We start from the raw sequence: 17774 nt of genomic DNA, 5'->3' as shown, positions 1-17774 counted from the left end.
GGCGTCATCCACAGGAGGCCCCTGTTCATCCACTGGTCCACCCACAGGCGCTGTGGACAAAAAACGGGGCTTGAGCTGGGGAAACGCGGTTATCCACGGTTTCCACAGGCCCTACTACTACCACTACGGATATAAGTCGGCCGGATCGTTTGAAAGCGGGGGCTGTGCACAACTCGGCCCGGAGCCGGTCTACCCACCTCGCATCGATTTGACTCACCGAAGCGCCTAGTGTCAGTGGGGTGCGCCAGACTGGAGCCTCGAACGAGAGCCAGCAGGCGACGAGCCAGCGAGAGCGGGAGGCTGCCGAAGTGAAGATCCGGGTGGAACGCGATGTGCTCGCGGAGGCGGTGGCATGGGCCGCCCGCAGCCTGCCGGCCCGGCCTCCGGTACCGGTGCTCGCGGGCCTGCTGCTGAAGGCGGGCGACGGCGTCCTGAGCCTCTCCGGCTTCGACTACGAGGTGTCGGCGCGGGTCTCGGTCGAGGTCGACGTCGAGGACGAGGGCACGGTCCTGGTCTCCGGCCGCCTCCTCGCCGACATCTGCCGCGCCCTGCCGAACCGGCCGGTGGAGATCTCGTCGGACGGGGTGCGCGTGACCGTCGTCTGCGGCACGTCGCGCTTCACCCTCCACACCCTCCCGGTCGAGGAGTACCCGGCGCTGCCGCAGATGCCCACCGCGACCGGCACCGTCCCGGGCGACGTGTTCGCGTCCGCGGTCTCCCAGGTCGCCATCGCCGCCGGCCGCGACGACACCCTGCCGGTCCTGACCGGTGTGCGGATCGAGATCGAGGGCGACCGGGTCACGCTGGCGTCCACCGACCGGTACCGGTTCGCGGTCCGCGAGTTCCTGTGGAAGCCGGAGACGGCCGACATCTCCGCCGTGGCGCTCGTGCCCGCCAAGACGCTCCTGGACACCGCGAAGTCCCTCAGCGGCGGCGAGACGGTCTCCCTGGCCCTCGCGGGCGCGGGGGCGGGCGAGGGCCTGATCGGGTTCGAGGGCGCGGGCCGCCGCACCACGACCCGGCTGCTCGAGGGCGACCTCCCGAAGTACCGGACGCTCTTCCCCACCGAGTTCAACTCGGTCGCCGTCATCGAGACCGCGCCGTTCGTCGAGGCCGTGAAGCGCGTGGCCCTCGTCGCCGAGCGCAACACCCCGGTCCGTCTCGGGTTCGAGCAGGGGGTGCTCACCCTGGAGGCCGGGTCGAGCGACGATGCACAGGCTGTGGAGCGGGTGGACGCCCAGCTCGAGGGCGACGACATCTCGATCGCCTTCAACCCCGCCTTCCTCCTGGAGGGGCTCAGCGCGATCGACGCACCCGTGGCCCAGCTCTCCTTCACCACCTCCACGAAGCCCGCGCTGCTCAGCGGGCGGCCGGCGGTGGACGCCGAGGCCGACGAGTCGTACAAGTACCTGATCATGCCGGTGCGGCTGAGCGGCTGAGCAGTCGGCCGCCCGGTCCTGGCGGCCGCCGGGCACCGAGCAGGTGAGCGGCCTGGCCGGACAGGTGTGCGCCGGGCGTGCGAAGTAGGCTCGGGCTCAGTTTCGCAACGTCACGAAGGAGTCCTGATGGAGCTCGGTCTCGTCGGTCTCGGCAAGATGGGCGGGAACATGCGCGAGCGCATCCGCCAGGCCGGCCACACCGTGGTGGGATACGCCCATGAGGCGGATGTCGCCGATGTCCACAGCCTGCGGGAACTGGTGGACGCGCTCGCCGCTCCGCGGGTGGTGTGGCTGATGGTCCCGGCCGGTGCCGCGACGCAGTCCACGGTCGACGAACTGTCCGAGCTGCTGTCGCCCGGCGACGTCGTCGTCGACGGCGGCAACTCGCGGTGGACCGACGATGCCAAGCACGCCGAGCAGCTCGCCGCCAAGGGCATCGGGTTCGTGGACTGCGGCGTCTCCGGCGGTGTCTGGGGCCTGCAGAACGGCTACGCCCTCATGTACGGCGGTGACGCGGAGCACGTCGCCCGCGTCCAGCCGATCTTCGACGCCTTGAAGCCCCCGGGCGAGTTCGGCTCCGTGCACGCCGGCAAGGTCGGCGCCGGCCACTTCGCCAAGATGGTCCACAACGGCATCGAGTACGCCATGATGCAGGCCTTCGCCGAGGGCTGGGAGCTGCTGGAGGCCGCGGACGAGGTCACGGACGTCCGCGAGGTCTTCAAGTCCTGGCGCGAGGGCACCGTCATCCGCTCCTGGCTGCTCGACCTCGCGGCCCGCGCCCTGGAGGAGGACGAGCACCTGGAGTCCCTGCGCGGGTACGCGGCCGACTCCGGCGAGGGCCGCTGGACCGTCGAGGCCGCCATCGACAACGCGGTGCCCCTGCCCACCATCACCGCGTCCCTGTTCGCGCGGTTCTCCTCGCGGCAGGACGACTCGCCGCAGATGAAGATGATCGCCGCGCTGCGCAACCAGTTCGGCGGGCACGCGGTGGAGAGCTCGAAGTAGTCCCGCCGTGCATGTGACGCACCTGTCGCTGGCGGACTTCAGGTCCTATCCCCGGGCCGAGGTGGAACTCGGCCCGGGGGTTTCGTCGTTCATCGGCCCCAACGGCCAGGGCAAGACGAACCTGGTGGAGGCCGTCGGCTATCTCGCGACGCTCGGCAGCCACCGGGTGGCCTCGGACGCGCCGCTGGTCCGGATGGGCGCGGAGCGCGCCGTCGTCAGGGCCTCGGTCACGGAGGGCGGCAGGCAGCAGCTGGTCGAGCTGGAGATCAATCCCGGCCGGGCCAACCGCGCACGGCTCAACCGGTCCGCGCAGGTGCGTCCCCGCGATGTGCTGGGCGTGGTCCGCACCGTGCTGTTCGCCCCGGAGGACCTGCACCTGGTGAAGGGGGACCCGGGGGAGCGCAGGCGGTTCCTCGACGAGCTGGTGACAGCCCGCGCGCCGCGCCTCGCGGGCGTCCGGGCCGACTACGACCGGGTCCTCAAGCAGCGCAACACCCTGCTGAAGTCGGCGGCGATGGCCCGCCGCCACGGCGGCCGCGGCGCCGATCTGACGACCCTCGACATCTGGGACCAGCACCTCGCCCGGTCCGGCGCCGAGCTGCTCGCCCAGCGGCTCGCGCTCGTCGCCGCCCTGCGGCCCCTCACCGACAAGGCGTACGAGGAACTGGCGCCCGGCGGCGGGCCTGCCGGGCTGGCGTACCGTTCCTCCGCCGGGGAGGCGGTCGAGGAGGGGGCGTCCCGGGATGAGCTGTACGCCGCGCTGCTCGGCGCGCTCGGCGAGGCACGCGCGCAGGAGATCGAGCGCGGTGTCACCCTGGCCGGCCCGCACCGGGACGACCTCGTACTGCGGCTCGGCGACCTCCCGGCCAAGGGATACGCGAGCCATGGCGAGTCCTGGTCGTTCGCGCTGGCGCTGCGGCTCGCGGCCTTCGGGCTGCTGCGGGAGGAGGGGCCCGAGCCGGTGCTCGTGCTGGACGACGTGTTCGCCGAGCTGGACGGCAGGCGGCGGGAGCGGCTGGCCGAGCTGGTCGCGCCCGGCGAGCAGGTCCTGGTGACGGCCGCGGTGCCGGAGGACGTGCCGGCCGGGCTCACCGGGAGCCGGTACGCGGTCGCGGAGGGGCGGGTGGACCGTGTCTGAGACCACGGGTGACGGCGCCGGTGCGGGTGCGGGAGGCGGGGCGGAGCCCGGCGAGCCCCGGCTGTCCGGCGTCGACCTGGCGCGCGTGGCGCTGCGCGCCGCCCGTGAGCAGGCGCGCGCCCGGGGTGCCATGACCCAGCAGCGCCGGCAGGCGCGGCGTGGCGGCGGCCTGCGCTCCGGCGCACGCGCCGGCGGGCGCGATCCGCTCCCGCTGGGCGCGGCCATCGAGCGGCTGACCGTGGAGCGGGGCTGGGAGATGCCGCTGGCCGTGGGCGGTGTGGTGGGCCGCTGGCCGGACCTGGTGGGTCCCGAGGTGGCGCAGCACTGCGCGCCCGAGGGGTACGACGAGGAGGCGCGCGTTCTCACCGTCCGCTGCGACTCCACGGCCTGGGCGACGCAGCTGCGGCTCCTCGCCCCGGAACTCCTGCGCCGCCTGAACGCCGACCTCGGGCCGGGGACGGTCCGGCTGATCAGGGTCCTGGGGCCTTCGGGACCGGGGCGCGGCCCCGGCAGACTGCGTGCTCCGGGCAGCCGCGGCCCCGGTGACACCTACGGGTGACGGAGGTCGATCAGGGGTGCGGAAGTGATGCCGGTCACGTTCGCGGGACGTTGACAGGTCGAAGCGCTGAGTACGGCCGTGAGCGGATTCGGGACCGGCCCCGAATATGGGGAGTCACCGGAGGGCGGTTGAGGGCGGCACATGCGGACTGAGAGGCCGGGAAACAGCCACTATGGTTTGCGCTACCGGTAGACTGGAGTAACCCGCCCCGTTGCGGACCATGTCGAACGACGCAGCCGCTCCTGTTTGCCGGAGTTGGCTCGTGCTGTGCCAGAAAGGGCGCTTCGTGGCCGATTCCGGCGATGCCAACAACCCCACTCCGTCCCCGGCCGACCCCGCGGACGGCTCCTCCTACGACGCCAGTGCGATCACGGTCCTGGAGGGCCTGGACGCGGTCCGCATGCGGCCGGGCATGTACATCGGTTCGACCGGCGAGCGCGGCCTGCACCACCTCGTCTACGAAGTCGTGGACAACTCGGTGGACGAGGCACTCGCGGGCCACGCCGACCTGATCGATGTCACCGTGCTCGCGGACGGCGGCGTCCGCGTCGTGGACAACGGCCGCGGCATCCCCGTGGGCATGGTGCCGTCCGAGGGCAAGCCGGCCGTCGAGGTCGTGCTCACGGTCCTGCACGCGGGCGGCAAGTTCGGCGGCGGCGGGTACGCGGTCTCCGGCGGCCTGCACGGCGTCGGCGTCTCCGTGGTGAACGCGCTGTCCACCCGGGTCGCCGTCGAGGTCCGCACTGACGGTTACCGCTGGACCCAGGAGTACGAGCGGGGTGTCCCCACCGCCCCCCTGCGCCGCAACGAGGAGACCGACGAGACCGGCACCACGGTCACGTTCTGGGCGGACGGCGACATCTTCGAGACGACCGACTACTCGTTCGAGACCCTCTCCCGCCGCTTCCAGGAGATGGCGTTCCTGAACCGCGGGCTCACGATCACCCTCACCGACGAGCGCGAGGCGGCCAGGCAGACCGCCGGCGCCGACTCGGCCGACGGCGACGGCCACGACAAGCCGCGCACCGTCACCTACCACTACGAGGGCGGCATCGCCGACTTCGTCCGCCACCTCAACTCCCGCAAGGGCGAGGTGATCCACCCCTCCGTGATCGAGATCGCCGCCGAGGACCCGGAGCGCAAGATCTCCCTCGACGTCGCGATGCAGTGGAACACCCAGTACAGCGAGGGCGTCTACAGCTTCGCCAACACGATCCACACCCACGAGGGCGGCACCCACGAGGAGGGCTTCCGCGCGGCGCTGACGGGCCTCGTGAACCGTTACGCGCGCGACAAGAAGCTGCTGCGCGACAAGGACGACAACCTCACCGGTGAGGACATCCGGGAGGGGCTGACCGCGATCATCTCGGTGAAGCTCGGCGAGCCCCAGTTCGAGGGCCAGACGAAGACGAAGCTCGGCAACACCGAGGCCAAGACGTTCGTCCAGAAGATCGTCAACGAGCACTTCGCCGACTGGCTCGACCGCAACCCGAACGAGGCCGCCGACATCATCCGCAAGGGCGTCCAGGCGGCCACCGCCCGCGTCGCCGCGCGCAAGGCCCGCGACCTCACCCGCCGCAAGGGCCTGCTGGAGACGGCGTCCCTGCCGGGCAAGCTCAGCGACTGCCAGTCGAACGACGCGGCCCAGTGCGAGATCTTCATCGTCGAGGGCGACTCGGCCGGCGGCAGTGCCAAGGCCGGCCGCGACCCGCAGTACCAGGCCATCCTGCCGATCCGCGGCAAGATCCTGAACGTGGAGAAGGCCCGCATCGACCGGGTCCTGCAGAACACCGAGGTCCAGGCGCTGATCTCGGCCTTCGGCACCGGTATCCACGAGGACTTCGACATCGCGAAGCTCCGCTACCACAAGATCATCCTCATGGCGGACGCCGACGTCGACGGCCAGCACATCAACACCCTGCTGCTGACGCTGCTCTTCCGCTTCATGCGCCCGCTGGTGGAGGCCGGGCACGTGTACCTCTCCCAGCCTCCCCTCTACAAGATCAAGTGGGGCCGGGAGGAGTGGGAGTACGCCTACTCCGACCGGGAGCGGGACAGCCTCATCCAGCTCGGCCGCGAGCGCGGCAAGCGCATCCGCGAGGACTCGATCCAGCGGTTCAAGGGCCTCGGCGAGATGAACGCCGAGGAGCTGCGGGTCACCACCATGGACCGCGCGCACCGCGTGCTGCGCCTGGTGACGCTGGACGACGCCGCGGCGGCCGACGACCTGTTCTCGATCCTCATGGGCGAGGACGTGGAGGCGCGCCGCTCCTTCATCCAGCGCAACGCCAAGGACGTCCGCTTCCTGGACATCTGACGCCGCCCGCCCGTCCCACAGCAGCCCGAAAGGAACCGGACACACACGATGGCCGAGGACATGCCTCCCACCGACACCCCCGCGTCGGGGGACGAGGGCGCCCTGCGCATCGAGCCGGTGACGCTCGAGACCGAGATGCAGCGCTCGTACCTCGACTACGCCATGAGCGTCATCGTCTCCCGCGCGCTGCCCGACGTGCGCGACGGCCTGAAGCCGGTGCACCGGCGCGTGCTGTACGCCATGTACGACGGCGGGTACCGCCCCGAGCGCGGCTACTACAAGTGCGCCCGTGTCGTCGGCGACGTGATGGGCACGTACCACCCGCACGGCGACACGTCGATCTACGACGCGCTCGTCCGGCTCGCCCAGCCCTGGGCCATGCGCATGCCGCTGGTCGACTCCAACGGCAACTTCGGCTCGCCCGGCAACGACCCGGCCGCCGCCATGCGGTACACCGAGTGCCGCATGGCGCCGCTGGCGATGGAGATGCTCCGGGAGATCGACGAGGAGACCGTCGACTTCCAGGACAACTACGACGGCCGCAACAAGGAACCGACCGTCCTGCCCGCCCGCTTCCCGAACCTCCTGATCAACGGTTCGGCCGGCATCGCGGTCGGGATGGCGACCAACATCCCGCCGCACAACCTGCGCGAGGTGGCGTCCGGCGCCCAGTGGTACCTGGAGCACCCCGACGCGTCCGCCGAGGAGCTGCTCGACGCCCTGGTCGAGCGCATCAAGGGCCCCGACTTCCCCACCGGCGCGCTGATCGTCGGACGCACCGGCATCGAGGAGGCGTACCGCACCGGGCGCGGCTCGATCACGATGCGCGCGGTCGTGGAGGTCGAGGAGATCCAGGGCCGCCAGTGCCTCGTCGTCACCGAGCTGCCCTACCAGGTCAACCCGGACAACCTCGCGCAGAAGATCGCCGAGCTGGTCAAGGACGGCCGGGTCAGCGGCATCGCCGACGTCCGCGACGAGACGTCGTCCCGTACGGGCCAGCGCCTCGTCATCGTGCTGCGGCGCGACGCGGTCGCCAAGGTCGTGCTGAACAACCTCTACAAGCACACCGACCTCCAGACCAACTTCGGCGCGAACATGCTGGCCCTCGTGGACGGCGTGCCGCGCACCCTGTCGCTCGACGCGTTCATCCGCAACTGGGTGACGCACCAGATCGACGTCATCGTCCGCCGCACCCGCTACCGCCTGCGGAAGGCCGAGGAACGCGCCCACATCCTGCGCGGCCTGCTCGCGGCCCTCGATGCCATCGACGAGGTCATCGCCCTCATCCGCGGCAGCCAGACGGTGGACGTGGCGCGCCAGGGCCTGATGGGGCTGCTGTCGATCGACGAAATCCAGGCGAACGCCATCCTGGAGATGCAGCTCCGCCGCCTGGCCGCGCTGGAGCGGCAGAAGATCATCTCCGAGCACGACGAGCTGGAGCAGCGGATCCGCGAGTACAACGCGATCCTCGCCTCGCCCGAGCGGCAGCGGGAGATCATCTCCGAGGAGCTGGCGTCCATCGTCGAGCGGTTCGGTGAGGACCGGCGCACCGCGCTGATCCCGTTCGAGGGCGACATGTCCATCGAGGACCTGATCGCCGAGGAGGACATCGTCGTCACGATCACCCGTGGCGGCTACGTCAAGCGCACCAGGACGGACGACTACCGGGCGCAGAAGCGCGGCGGGAAGGGCGTGCGCGGCACCAAGCTGCGCGAGGACGACATCGTCGACCACTTCTTCGTCTCGACGACGCACCACTGGCTGCTGTTCTTCACCAACAAGGGGCGCGTCTACCGGGCCAAGGCGTACGAGCTGCCGGACGCCGGGCGCGACGCGCGCGGCCAGCACGTGGCCAACCTGCTGGCGTTCCAGCCGGACGAGCGCATCGCCGAGATCCTCGCCGTGCGCGACTACGAGGCCGCGCCGTACCTGGTGCTCGCCACGAAGTCGGGTCTCGTGAAGAAGACGCCCCTCAAGGACTACGACTCGCCCCGCTCGGGCGGCGTCATCGCCATCAACCTCCGCGAGATGGCCGACGGCCGGGACGACGAACTGATCGGGGCCGAGCTGGTCTCGCCCGAGGACGATCTGCTCCTGATCAGCAAGAAGGCACAGTCGATCAGGTTCACGGCGACGGACGACACGCTGCGTCCCATGGGCCGGGCCACGTCCGGTGTGAAGGGCATGAGCTTCCGCGAGGGCGACGAGCTGCTCTCGATGAACGTGGTGCGTGCCGGAACGTTCGTGTTCACCGCCACGGACGGCGGGTATGCGAAGCGCACGCCGGTCGACGAGTACCGGGTGCAGGGCCGTGGCGGGCTCGGCATCAAGGCGGCCAAGATCGTCGAGGACCGTGGCTCGCTGGTCGGCGCGCTCGTGGTGGAGGCGACCGACGAGATCCTCGCCATCACGCTCGGCGGTGGGGTGATCCGCACGCGGGTCAACGAGGTCAGGGAAACGGGCCGTGACACCATGGGCGTCCAACTGATCAACCTGGGGAAGCGGGACGCCGTCGTCGGCATCGCCCGCAACGCCGAGGCCGGCCGCGAGGCCGAGGAGGTCGAGGCGGAGGACGCCGACGCCGGCACCGAGGCCGGCGCGGCGGTACCCGGGCAGCCCGAGGGCACCGACGCCCCGGGCGCGGAGCATGAGGAGTGACGCGTGAGTGAAGCCACGGGCGCCTCGGCAGGCGGCACGGGAAGCGACGGCGCACCGCCGTACCCCCCGCCACCGGCCGCACCGCCGGGCGTCGGCGCCCGTGGCGAGGGCTCCGGGGGCACCCGTTCCCGGGGCAGATCCCGTAAAGCCGACCGTGGGGGGACCACGATGACCAGCGCCAGACCCGCGGACCCCTATGGGCAGGGCCAGGGAACCGGCCAGGACCAGCACAACTACCACCCGCCGCGCGCCTACCAGGCGCCCGCGGGCAGCGGCCCCACCGTGGGCCACCAGCAGGGCGACCGCGGCCAGCGGGTGGCCCGTACGGGCGCCCGTACGGTGCCGAGGACGCGCAAGGCCCGCCTGCGGGTCGCCAAGGCCGACCCCTGGTCGGTGATGAAGGTCAGCTTCCTGCTGTCGATCGCCCTCGGCATCTGCACGATCATCGCCGTGGCGGTGCTGTGGATGGTGATGGACGCGATGGGCGTCTTCACGACCATCGGCGACACCATCAGCGAGGCCACCGAGACGGACACCTCCAGCGGCTTCGACCTGGTGGCGTTCCTGTCCCTGTCGCGCGTGCTGCTGTTCACCGGTGTGATCGCCGTGATCGACGTGGTGCTGGCCACCGCGCTCGCGACGCTCGGGGCGTTCATCTACAACCTGTCCGCGGGCTTCGTCGGCGGTGTCGAGGTGACGCTCGCCGAGGACGAATGACGCACGCCGCCCGGCCGGCTCCCGGCCCGGGCGGCGTCCGGACCGGTGCGATTTTGGCGCGGAGGCGGGCATGCGCTAGCCTTTCTTCATCCGCGCGGGGCTATAGCTCAGATGGTTAGAGCGCATCCCTGATAAGGATGAGGCCACAGGTTCAAGTCCTGTTAGCCCCACCGCGTGTTCTGGCCCGGTGGAGGGAGGATCTCCCTCCACCGGGCCAGACCCTTTGTGGCAGGACACGATTGGGTATCATCGGGCCCCAGATGATCCGATCACGTTTGAAGAAGGACGAGGTAGCGCGGTGAAGAAGCTGCTCCTGGTCGCCCTGGCCGCCGTGGCCGGTCTGCTCGTGTACCGCCAGATCCAGGCGGACAAGGCCGAGCAGGACCTGTGGACCGAGGCGACGGACTCCGTGCCGTCCGGGTCCGCCGGGGCCTGAGCCGTCCGGCGCGTTCCGCCCGTCGAGGCGGAGGCGATTTCCCGAAGACACAGACACGCCTCCCGTTTCCCGTCGCCGCTGTGCGGCCCGGGGCGGGAGGCGTCGTCGTACCCGTGTGCGCGTGTGCGGGTGCGAAAGAGGCGGGTGCGGGCGGCTGACGTCCGCGGTGCACGACCCCCTTGTCGTGCACCGGCGGCCTGTCAGCCCTGGTGGTGCTCGTAGTGCTCGACGGCCTCACGGGTGCGGGCGATGCCGTAGACCCGGAGGAATTCGGCCAATTCCGGGTGGGTGTCCGCGAGCAGCCGGGAGGCGCTCTGGATCTCCGAAGCGTCCGCGACCGACCGCAGCAGCGCCTGGATCTCGCGGACCACGCGCTTCGACGGGTTCGCCGGAACGCCCACCGAACCCGGGCGGGTGGCCGTCGAGTTGGGGCTGAGGACGTTCCCGCCGGCGGTACGCCGGATCTCGTCCATGGCGGCGGTCGCCTCCGCCGCGCTGATGCGCCCCGCCCGCACCTCGCCCGCCAGGTCCTGGAGCGCGCGGACGCGCTGGACCACGGCCGGATTGCCGATCTTCGCCCGCTGGCCGCTCATGAGCTGCGACAACATCGGTGCCGAGAGCCCCAGAACCACCGCCAGGCGCGCCTGGTTGAGGCCGAGATCGGCGATGAGACGGCGGAACAGGGTACCGAGTGGCTCCCCGTACCAGGTCGTCTGCTGCTCTCTGGCCTTGTCCGTCGACTCCTGCTGTGTTGCGTCCATCGGTGTCTCCCCTGTTCTCCCCTGATCGCTTCACGTGAGCGAAGCTGCGCGTCATCCTACGGAGGGACCCTTGCCCGGGGCGATACCCGGTCGGCATCGGGCGTCCGGATTGGGTAACCTAGGGCGAGGTCGCCGCCGGGGAGTTCCGGTGGTGGTCGAGGGGCCTTAGCTCAGTTGGTAGAGCGCCGTCTTTGCATGGCGGATGTCAGGAGTTCGACTCTCCTAGGCTCCACACTTCCCGGATCAGTCCGCCTCCCGCAGTTCCGCGGGCGGTGTGCGGGCCTCGTCGACCGGTTCCGTGCGCTCCAGCTCGCCCCAGACGATGTAGCGGTGCCGCGACGTGTAGACGGGCGTGCAGGTCGTCAGGGTGATGTAGCGGCCGGCCTCGGTGGCGCCCGAGCCCTCCGGGACGGGGGCGATCACACCGGTGTCGTACTTCGAGGTCTCCGGCAGGATCTCGAACACCCGGTAGATGTACCAGGTGTTCTGCGTCTCGAAGACGATCGGGTCGCCCTCCTCGATGTGGTCGATGGAGTGGAACTTCGCCCCGTGGCCGTCCCGGTGGGCGGCGAGCGCGAAGTTCCCCTCCTCGTCCCACGGCATCGCGGACTCGACGGGCTCGTCGTAGTAGCCGGCGACGCCGCCGTTCAGCACATCGAGGGCGATGCCCTCCTTGACGAGGATGTCGTCGTCGCTCATGGACGGGACGTGCAGGAAGCCGATGCCGTCCTCGGGGTCGTACTCGGGCGGGACGGTGGCGTCCTCGCCGTCGTCGTCCGCCCCGGCCGCCCAGTGCTCGCGGACGGCGTCGCTGTCGTGCTTCGCCTCCTGGTTGGCGACGACGTTGGTCCACCACAGGGAGTAGACGACGAAGAGGGCGAGCACGACGCCGCCGGTGATCAGCAGTTCGCCGAAGACGCCGACGGCCGCGGCGGCCCGGCGCCGGGCCGCACTCACCGGCGCGGGGGCGGGCACCGCGGTCTCGTCGTCCGCATCGTCGTCCGCGTCGGTGTCGGGCTCGGTGCCCGGTGCGCCATCGGTCTCCGGCTCGGGACCGTGCCCGGCGGTGGGTTCCCCGTCGGCTGGATCCCCGGCCGGCCCGGTGTCCTCCGGGGGCGGCGACTGCCCGGCCCCGGAGGCGGCGCCGGGCTCCTCCGGCGGATCAGTCGGTGAGGGCATCGGGAGTCCCTTCGCTGCGGGGACGCTCATCGGTCAACGTCCCCCACACGATGAGCCGGTAGGTCGAGGTGAACTCCGGTGTGCAGGTCGTCAGGGTGATGTAGCGGCCCGGTTCGGTGAACCCGCCCTGTTCGGGCAGCGGGTCGAGGACGGAGACGTTCGACGGGGAGGTGGAGTCCAGACGGCTCGTCACCTCGTAGGTGTAGAACGCGTCCTCGGTCTCGACGACGATCGGGTCGCCGTCCTCGAGGTTGTTGATGTAGCGGAACGGTTCGCCGTGCGTGTTGCGGTGGCCGGCCAGGCCGAAGTTGCCCTCGTCCTCCCACGGCATGGCGGTCGGGAGGCCGTCGTCCTCGGTGTAGTGCCCCACGAGGCCCTGGTCGAGGACGTCCTCCTTGTCCACGCCCTCCGCGATGGGCACGCGGATGTCGAGCGTCGGGAGGTAGAGGATGGCGAAGCCCTCGCCCGGTGAGAAGACGCCCGGGTCGCGGTCGTCCTCCGGCTCCTCGTCGCCCTCGTCGCCCGTGCCGCCGGTGTCCTGCTGGTCCCACTGCTCGGTCAGGTTGTCGGCCTCGGTGTTGGCGTGGGCCTGGGCGCGGTAGTTCGTCCACCAGAGCTGGTAGACGACGAAGAGGAGCATCACGACACCGGTCGTGATGAACAGCTCCCCGATGACGTTGCTTATCGCGGTGCCCGTCTGGCGGGCGGCCTTCGCCGCGGCCTTGGCGGCCCTGCGCCGGGCGGCGCGCCCCCCGGTCACCTCGGCGGCGTCGGCGGGCGGGGCGGCCGGGGTCTGCGCGGCGCCCGCGGGACGGGCGCGGCGCCGTGACGCCGGCTTCCCCCGGGCGGCGCGGCGGCGTTCCGCGCGGCCGGGCCCCGGGGGTCGGCCGGGATCGGTCAGGTCAGCGGGGCGGCGCAGCCCCACCGTCTCCGGGTCCTCGGGGAACGGACCGGGCAGCCCGGGACCGTACCCGGTGCCCTCGTCGTCGCCGGGGACGGCGGCCATGATCTCCGTGGCCTCCCCGGCGTCCTCGGGGCCTTGCGGAGTCGCGGGGCCGGGGATGTACGGGGGATGGCCGTGCGGAGCGTCGTACGGGTCGTCCCGCGGACGGCCGTCGGTCACGCCGCCGGCTCCTGGAGGCCGGTCCGCCCCACCACCGGGGCCAGGCCCGCCGACCGGGCGACCGCCTCCTCGTCGCCGCAGACGGTGAGCCAGTTCGCCAGCATGCGGTGACCGCCGGTCGTCAGGACGGACTCGGGGTGGAACTGGACTCCCTCGACGGCCAGTTCGCGGTGGCGGAGGCCCATGATGACGCCGCTCGCGGTCGTGGCCGTCACCTCAAGGCCGGCCGGGACGGTCGCGACCTCGACGGCGAGGGAGTGGTAGCGCGTGACCGTCAGCGGGGCCGGCAGCCCGGCGAAGACCCCGGTCCCGCTGTGGTCGACCTCGGAGGTCTTGCCGTGCAGCAGCTCGGGCGCGCGGCCGACGACGCCGCCGTACGCGACCGCCATGGCCTGCATGCCGAGGCAGACCCCGAAGACCGGGATGCCGTGGCCGGCGCAGTGGCGGACCATGTCGATGCAGACACCGGCCTGTTCGGGGGTGCCGGGCCCCGGGGAGAGGAGGACGCCGTCGAAACGGCCCTCCGCGACGCGGGCCGGGGTGACGGCGTCGTTGCGCAGGACCTCGCACTCCGCGCCGAGCTGCTGGAGGTACTGGACGAGGTTGTAGACGAAGCTGTCGTAGTTGTCCACGACGAGGATGCGGGTGCTCATGGGGACGCTCATTCGACGGTCACGTTGTTGAAGGGGAGCAGTGGCTCGGCCCACGGGAACACGTACTCGAAGAGCAGGTACACCACCCCGAGCACCAGGACGATGGAGAGCAGGAGGCGCACCAGTGTGTTGCCCGGCAGGTGCCGCCAGATCCACCCGTACATGGCTCAGCCACCCCTTCGATCAACCACCGGCTGGACCAAGCGTACGACGTGGTGCCGGTGGGCCGGAGGGGATCGCGGTCATTCCACGGGCGACGCGTGACGCAGGGCCGTGCCGCCCGCGTAGCCGGGGAGCGTGACGGTGGTGTGGTCCGTGACCTCCCAGCCGAGGCCGTACGCCGCCACGTACTGCTGATAGGTGCTGATCGCGGGGGAGGCGGCGATGGCGTCGTGCAGGGCGCCGGTGTCGCCGACGGCGGTGATGGTGTACGGCGGGGAGTAGAGGCGGCCCTGGAGGATCAGGGTGTTGCCGACGCAGCGGACGGCGCTCGTGGAGATGAGGCGCTGGTCCATGACCTGGATGCCCTCGGCGCCGCCGGCCCACAGGGCGTTGACGACGGCCTGGAGGTCCTGCTGGTGGATCACCAGGTCGTTCGGCGAGGGGTCGGGCACGTCGGGGACGAGGGGGCCGGCGCCGGGCGGGGCGTCGGTGAGCGTGACGGTGAGGCCGGGGCCGGTGAGGGGGGTGAGGCCGGCGGCGGCCTCCAGGCCGGCGAGCCGGTCGCCGGCGGCGGGGTCGTCCGCCGCGTCGTGCCGGGCGAGCTCCTCGACCTCGGCGCGGAGGGCCGCGGTGGCGGCCTCCAGGTCGTCGTTCTCGCGGGCGCGCTCGCGGATGAGGTCGGACATCCGCAGGAGGGAGTCGTCGGTGCGGATGTTGCTGCCGCCGGAGACCTCGACGCTGGACCAGAAGATGAGGCCCGCGAGCGCGAAGACGGCGGCGGTGGCGAGCCGGGCCGGCCGCAACCGGATCCTGTTCACGGTACCCCTGGTCTCCAGAAACCGTTGTGGACGGACTACGCTAACGGACGTGTCCCGTGCTACGCGCTGAGAGGCGCATCGACAGGAGAGCACTCGTGCCGAAGTCCAGGGTTCGCAAGAAGAAGGACGACACCTACACCCCGCCGGAGAAGCGGCAGGCGACCAAGCTCGACATGGGCGGTCGCCGCTGGGTCGCGCCCGTGATGCTGGCGCTGTTCGTGATCGGTCTGGCCTGGATCGTCGTGTACTACGTGACCCAGGCGGATCTGCCCGTCGAATCGCTCGGGGACTGGAACATCGTCGTCGGCTTCGGCTTCATCGCGCTCGGGTTCGTCGTCTCGACGCAGTGGAAGTAGCGGGTTGAGCGGCCCCGGGAGACCGGGGCACGTTTATCCACCGACCATCACACCATCTGTGGACAACGGAGTGATGGGGCGAACGTCTGTGCGGGTTCTGTGTGGGGTCGGATTGTGTCGAAACCTGCGCTGACCAGGGGGAACGTCGTCCTCGACGGAGAGCGGATCAGTGCGCCGACCCCATGCACAGGGACGTGCACCGCCTGTGGATAACTAGCTCCCGAGCAGGGCCGACGTGCGCAGCGCGATGGCGGTGAGCAGCACGGCGAGCACGACCGCGCATGTCCCGGCCTGGACGAGCAGCCGCCCCTTGCGCGGCGCGTGCACCATGCCGAACGTCACGGCGGCGCCCGCGACCAGGCCGCCGATGTGGGCCTGCCACGCGATGCCCGACATGACGAAGGTGATCACGAGGTTCACCGCGAGCAGGGTCAGGATCGGGCGCATCTCCATCCGCAGCCGGCGTGCGAGGACGGCGGTGGCGCCGAACAGGCCGAAGATCGCGCCGGAAGCGCCGAGGGCCGACTCGTTCTGCGGGGCGAGCACGTAGAACAGCGTGCTGCCGCCCAGGGCGGAGATGAGGTAGAGAGCGGTGAACCGCACCCGGCCGAGCGCGGCCTCCAACTGCGGGCCGAGGAACCACAGCCCCAGCATGTTGAAGGCGATGTGCCAGATCTCCTGGTGGAGGAACGCCGAGGTCAGCAGCCGGTACCACTCGCCGTCGGCGACGCCGCGCCACTCCCACGTGTACCACTCCTGGGCGTGACCGAGGAGGCTGAGGTCGAGGACCAGGTCGTCGCCCCCGGCGAGGACGGCGACGAAGACCACGAGGTTCAGCGCGAGGAGGACGCTCGTGACCACGCGGGTGTTGGCCGTGAGCGCGGCACCGGTGATCGTACGGGGGCGCGTGGCGCGGTTCGCGCGGGCGGCGGCGGCTCCCCCCGCGCACTCGGGGCACTGGTAGCCGACCGCGGCCGGCACCATGCAGGCCGGGCAGATCGGTCGGTCGCAGCGCGCGCAGCGGACTCCCGTCTCCTGGTCCTGGTGCCGGTAGCAGCGGGCCAGGGCGGGCTGCTGCGGCTGGCTGTACCACTGCGCCATGGTGCTGTCCTCCCCTCTCCGTCCCAGCGTAACCGTGCGGCTGCCGAACGGGGCCGGCCTCCCGCACGCACAGTACGCGCGGGAGGCCGGAAAGGTTCCCGGGCCGTCAGCCCTCGGTGGAGATGGTGACGGACTCGATGACCACGTCCTCGACGGGACGGTCGGTGCCCCGGTCGGTCGCCGTGGTGGCGATGGCGTCCACGACCTTCTGCGACTCGGGGTCGGTGACCTCGCCGAAGATGGTGTGCTTGCCGGTCAGCCAGGTCGTCGGCGCCACGGTGATGAAGAACTGCGAACCGTTGGTGCCCGGACCGGCGTTCGCCATGGCCAGGAGGTAGGGGCGCGTGAAGGCGAGGTCCGGGTGGATCTCGTCCTGGAACTTGTACCCCGGGCCGCCGGTGCCGTTGCCCAGCGGGTCGCCGCCCTGGATCATGAAACCGCTGATCACACGGTGGAACACGGTCCCGTCGTACAGCTTGTCCGACGACCGCTCGCCCGTGGCCGGGTGGATCCACTCGCGGGAGCCCTCCGCGAGTTCGACGAAGTTCTTGACCGTCTTGGGCGCGTGGTTCGGGAAGAGCCGGACCACGATGTCGCCGCGGTTGGTCTTGAGAGTGGCAAGGAGCTGCTCGGCCACGATGTACCTTCCGTCTACGTCAGTGACGGTTCCCGATCCTGCCACGACCGCACGACACGCGGTGACCCCGGATGGCCGTTAGGCGTGCCGGAGGCCCCGGTAGCAGGAATGATTTCCGCACGAGTGGACAAACGCCACCGGTAAGCGCATGGAGGAGGAACAGTGAGTCACAACGGGAAGTCAGGTGTGCGCCATGCCACTGACATGGTGACCCCCTACGCCCTGACGGCCAAGGAGAACGCCGTTCACTACGCGCAGCAGGCGGGTGCCCACGTGGCGCCGATGGCCAGGAAGGCGGCCACCCGGGCGAAGCACGGTTACGCCTCCCAGGTGGTCCCCCGTGTGGCGCGCGCGAAGGCGGCGGCGGGGCCGGCCCGCGCCCAGGCCACGGTCCGCTCCCAGGCGGCGATGGCCGCGCTGCGGGGCGACGTGTCCGTGCGGGACATCAAGGCGGCGGTCCGGCGCCGGCAGCGGCGCGCCAGGACCGGACGCATGATGCGCCGGGTCGGCATGATCGGTCTGGTGGCCGGTGGCGCGTTCGCCGCATGGAAGTGGTGGTCGGGGCAGAACAGCCCGGACTGGATGGCCGAGGACTCCCCCGCCACCGAGGTGCCGCAGGACTCCGGCGAGCACTGAGCGCGCCGTGCGCGGCGTCGCACGGGCGGGGCCGTACCCGGAAGTCCGGGTACGGCCCCGCCCGTGACGTGTGCCGCGG

At 71.2% G+C, this 17774-nt stretch carries 18 protein-coding genes and 2 tRNA genes; 12 read left to right on the top strand and 8 right to left on the bottom strand.

Annotated elements, in window-relative coordinates:
* Positions 1-308 precede the first annotated feature (308 nt).
* The 9 genes from dnaN (at position 309) to EMA09_RS28980 (ending at position 10269) form a co-directional block, all read left to right on the top strand.
* Positions 309-1439 (top strand): DNA polymerase III subunit beta, encoded by a 1131-nt coding sequence (gene dnaN, locus EMA09_RS14485; protein WP_129844043.1) that lies wholly within the window; start codon positions 309-311, stop codon positions 1437-1439.
* 126 nt (positions 1440-1565) lie between these two features.
* The gene (gnd, locus tag EMA09_RS14480; protein WP_129841451.1) at positions 1566-2444 is read left to right on the top strand and encodes a phosphogluconate dehydrogenase (NAD(+)-dependent, decarboxylating); all 879 of its coding nucleotides are present in this window, start codon (positions 1566-1568) and stop codon (positions 2442-2444) included.
* 7 nt (positions 2445-2451) lie between these two features.
* Entirely contained in the window at positions 2452-3582 is a 1131-nt protein-coding gene (gene recF / locus EMA09_RS14475; RefSeq protein WP_129841450.1) for a DNA replication/repair protein RecF, read from the top strand.
* A gap of 61 nt (positions 3583-3643) precedes the next feature.
* Positions 3644-4141 carry a DUF721 domain-containing protein gene (locus tag EMA09_RS14470; RefSeq protein WP_240796667.1) on the top strand — a complete coding sequence of 166 codons (498 nt, stop codon included), beginning with the start codon at positions 3644-3646 and terminating at the stop codon, positions 4139-4141.
* A gap of 262 nt (positions 4142-4403) precedes the next feature.
* Positions 4404-6458 carry a DNA topoisomerase (ATP-hydrolyzing) subunit B gene (gyrB, locus tag EMA09_RS14465; RefSeq protein WP_129841448.1) on the top strand — a complete coding sequence of 685 codons (2055 nt, stop codon included), beginning with the start codon at positions 4404-4406 and terminating at the stop codon, positions 6456-6458.
* 48 nt (positions 6459-6506) lie between these two features.
* On the top strand, positions 6507-9116 hold the full coding sequence (gene gyrA, locus EMA09_RS14460) for a DNA gyrase subunit A (protein ID WP_129841447.1): 2610 nt from the start codon (positions 6507-6509) through the stop codon (positions 9114-9116).
* 168 nt (positions 9117-9284) lie between these two features.
* A complete protein-coding gene (locus EMA09_RS14455) occupies positions 9285-9833 on the top strand; it encodes a DUF3566 domain-containing protein (protein WP_129841446.1) in 549 nt (182 codons plus the stop codon).
* Positions 9834-9929: 96 nt separating this feature from the next.
* Positions 9930-10003 (top strand) — tRNA-Ile (locus tag EMA09_RS14450).
* Between the two features lie 128 nt (positions 10004-10131).
* On the top strand, positions 10132-10269 hold the full coding sequence (locus EMA09_RS28980) for a DLW-39 family protein (RefSeq protein ID WP_223290877.1): 138 nt from the start codon (positions 10132-10134) through the stop codon (positions 10267-10269).
* A gap of 200 nt (positions 10270-10469) precedes the next feature.
* Here EMA09_RS28980 and EMA09_RS14440 read toward each other — a convergent pair whose 3' ends face one another.
* Entirely contained in the window at positions 10470-11030 is a 561-nt protein-coding gene (locus EMA09_RS14440; RefSeq protein ID WP_129841444.1) for a DNA-binding protein, read from the bottom strand.
* Between the two features lie 159 nt (positions 11031-11189).
* On the opposite strand from EMA09_RS14440, the gene EMA09_RS14435 reads away from it, so the two are divergent.
* A tRNA-Ala gene (locus tag EMA09_RS14435) sits at positions 11190-11262 on the top strand.
* Between the two features lie 11 nt (positions 11263-11273).
* On the opposite strand, the gene EMA09_RS14430 is transcribed toward EMA09_RS14435, so the two are convergent.
* The 5 genes from EMA09_RS14430 to EMA09_RS14415 form a co-directional block, all read right to left on the bottom strand.
* Positions 11274-12209: a class E sortase gene (locus EMA09_RS14430; protein WP_129841443.1), complete on the bottom strand. Its 936-nt coding sequence runs from the start codon at positions 12207-12209 to the stop codon at positions 11274-11276.
* The gene (locus tag EMA09_RS14425) at positions 12193-13332 is read right to left on the bottom strand and encodes a class E sortase (RefSeq protein ID WP_240796396.1); all 1140 of its coding nucleotides are present in this window, start codon (positions 13330-13332) and stop codon (positions 12193-12195) included. The genes EMA09_RS14430 and EMA09_RS14425 overlap by 17 nt, the downstream gene beginning before the upstream one ends.
* The gene (locus EMA09_RS14420; protein ID WP_129841442.1) at positions 13329-13985 is read right to left on the bottom strand and encodes an aminodeoxychorismate/anthranilate synthase component II; all 657 of its coding nucleotides are present in this window, start codon (positions 13983-13985) and stop codon (positions 13329-13331) included. Before EMA09_RS14420 ends, EMA09_RS14425 begins: the two co-directional genes overlap by 4 nt.
* A gap of 8 nt (positions 13986-13993) precedes the next feature.
* Positions 13994-14149, bottom strand: a complete 156-nt coding sequence (locus EMA09_RS28375) for a hypothetical protein (RefSeq protein ID WP_168220728.1) — start codon at positions 14147-14149, stop codon at positions 13994-13996.
* Positions 14150-14227: 78 nt separating this feature from the next.
* Positions 14228-14965, bottom strand: coding sequence for a DUF881 domain-containing protein (locus EMA09_RS14415; protein WP_129841441.1), 738 nt, complete (start codon positions 14963-14965; stop codon positions 14228-14230).
* A 95-nt stretch (positions 14966-15060) separates the two neighbouring features.
* Between EMA09_RS14415 and crgA the strand changes: the two genes are divergently transcribed.
* The gene (gene crgA, locus EMA09_RS14410) at positions 15061-15321 is read left to right on the top strand and encodes a cell division protein CrgA (protein ID WP_129841440.1); all 261 of its coding nucleotides are present in this window, start codon (positions 15061-15063) and stop codon (positions 15319-15321) included.
* Between the two features lie 213 nt (positions 15322-15534).
* Here crgA and EMA09_RS14405 read toward each other — a convergent pair whose 3' ends face one another.
* The gene (locus EMA09_RS14405) at positions 15535-16422 is read right to left on the bottom strand and encodes a rhomboid family intramembrane serine protease (protein ID WP_129841439.1); all 888 of its coding nucleotides are present in this window, start codon (positions 16420-16422) and stop codon (positions 15535-15537) included.
* A 106-nt stretch (positions 16423-16528) separates the two neighbouring features.
* Positions 16529-17059, bottom strand: a complete 531-nt coding sequence (locus EMA09_RS14400; RefSeq protein WP_129841438.1) for a peptidylprolyl isomerase — start codon at positions 17057-17059, stop codon at positions 16529-16531.
* A 162-nt stretch (positions 17060-17221) separates the two neighbouring features.
* On the opposite strand from EMA09_RS14400, the gene EMA09_RS14395 reads away from it, so the two are divergent.
* Positions 17222-17695 carry a DUF5324 family protein gene (locus tag EMA09_RS14395; RefSeq protein ID WP_276324182.1) on the top strand — a complete coding sequence of 158 codons (474 nt, stop codon included), beginning with the start codon at positions 17222-17224 and terminating at the stop codon, positions 17693-17695.
* Positions 17696-17774: the final 79 nt, after the last annotated feature.

Origin of the sequence: Streptomyces sp. RFCAC02, from assembly GCF_004193175.1 — a bacterium.
In the GTDB taxonomy this organism is placed as follows: domain Bacteria; phylum Actinomycetota; class Actinomycetes; order Streptomycetales; family Streptomycetaceae; genus Streptomyces.
The sequence above is the reverse complement of the archived record's forward strand: the minus strand, read 5'-3'. Positions and strand labels throughout refer to the sequence as shown.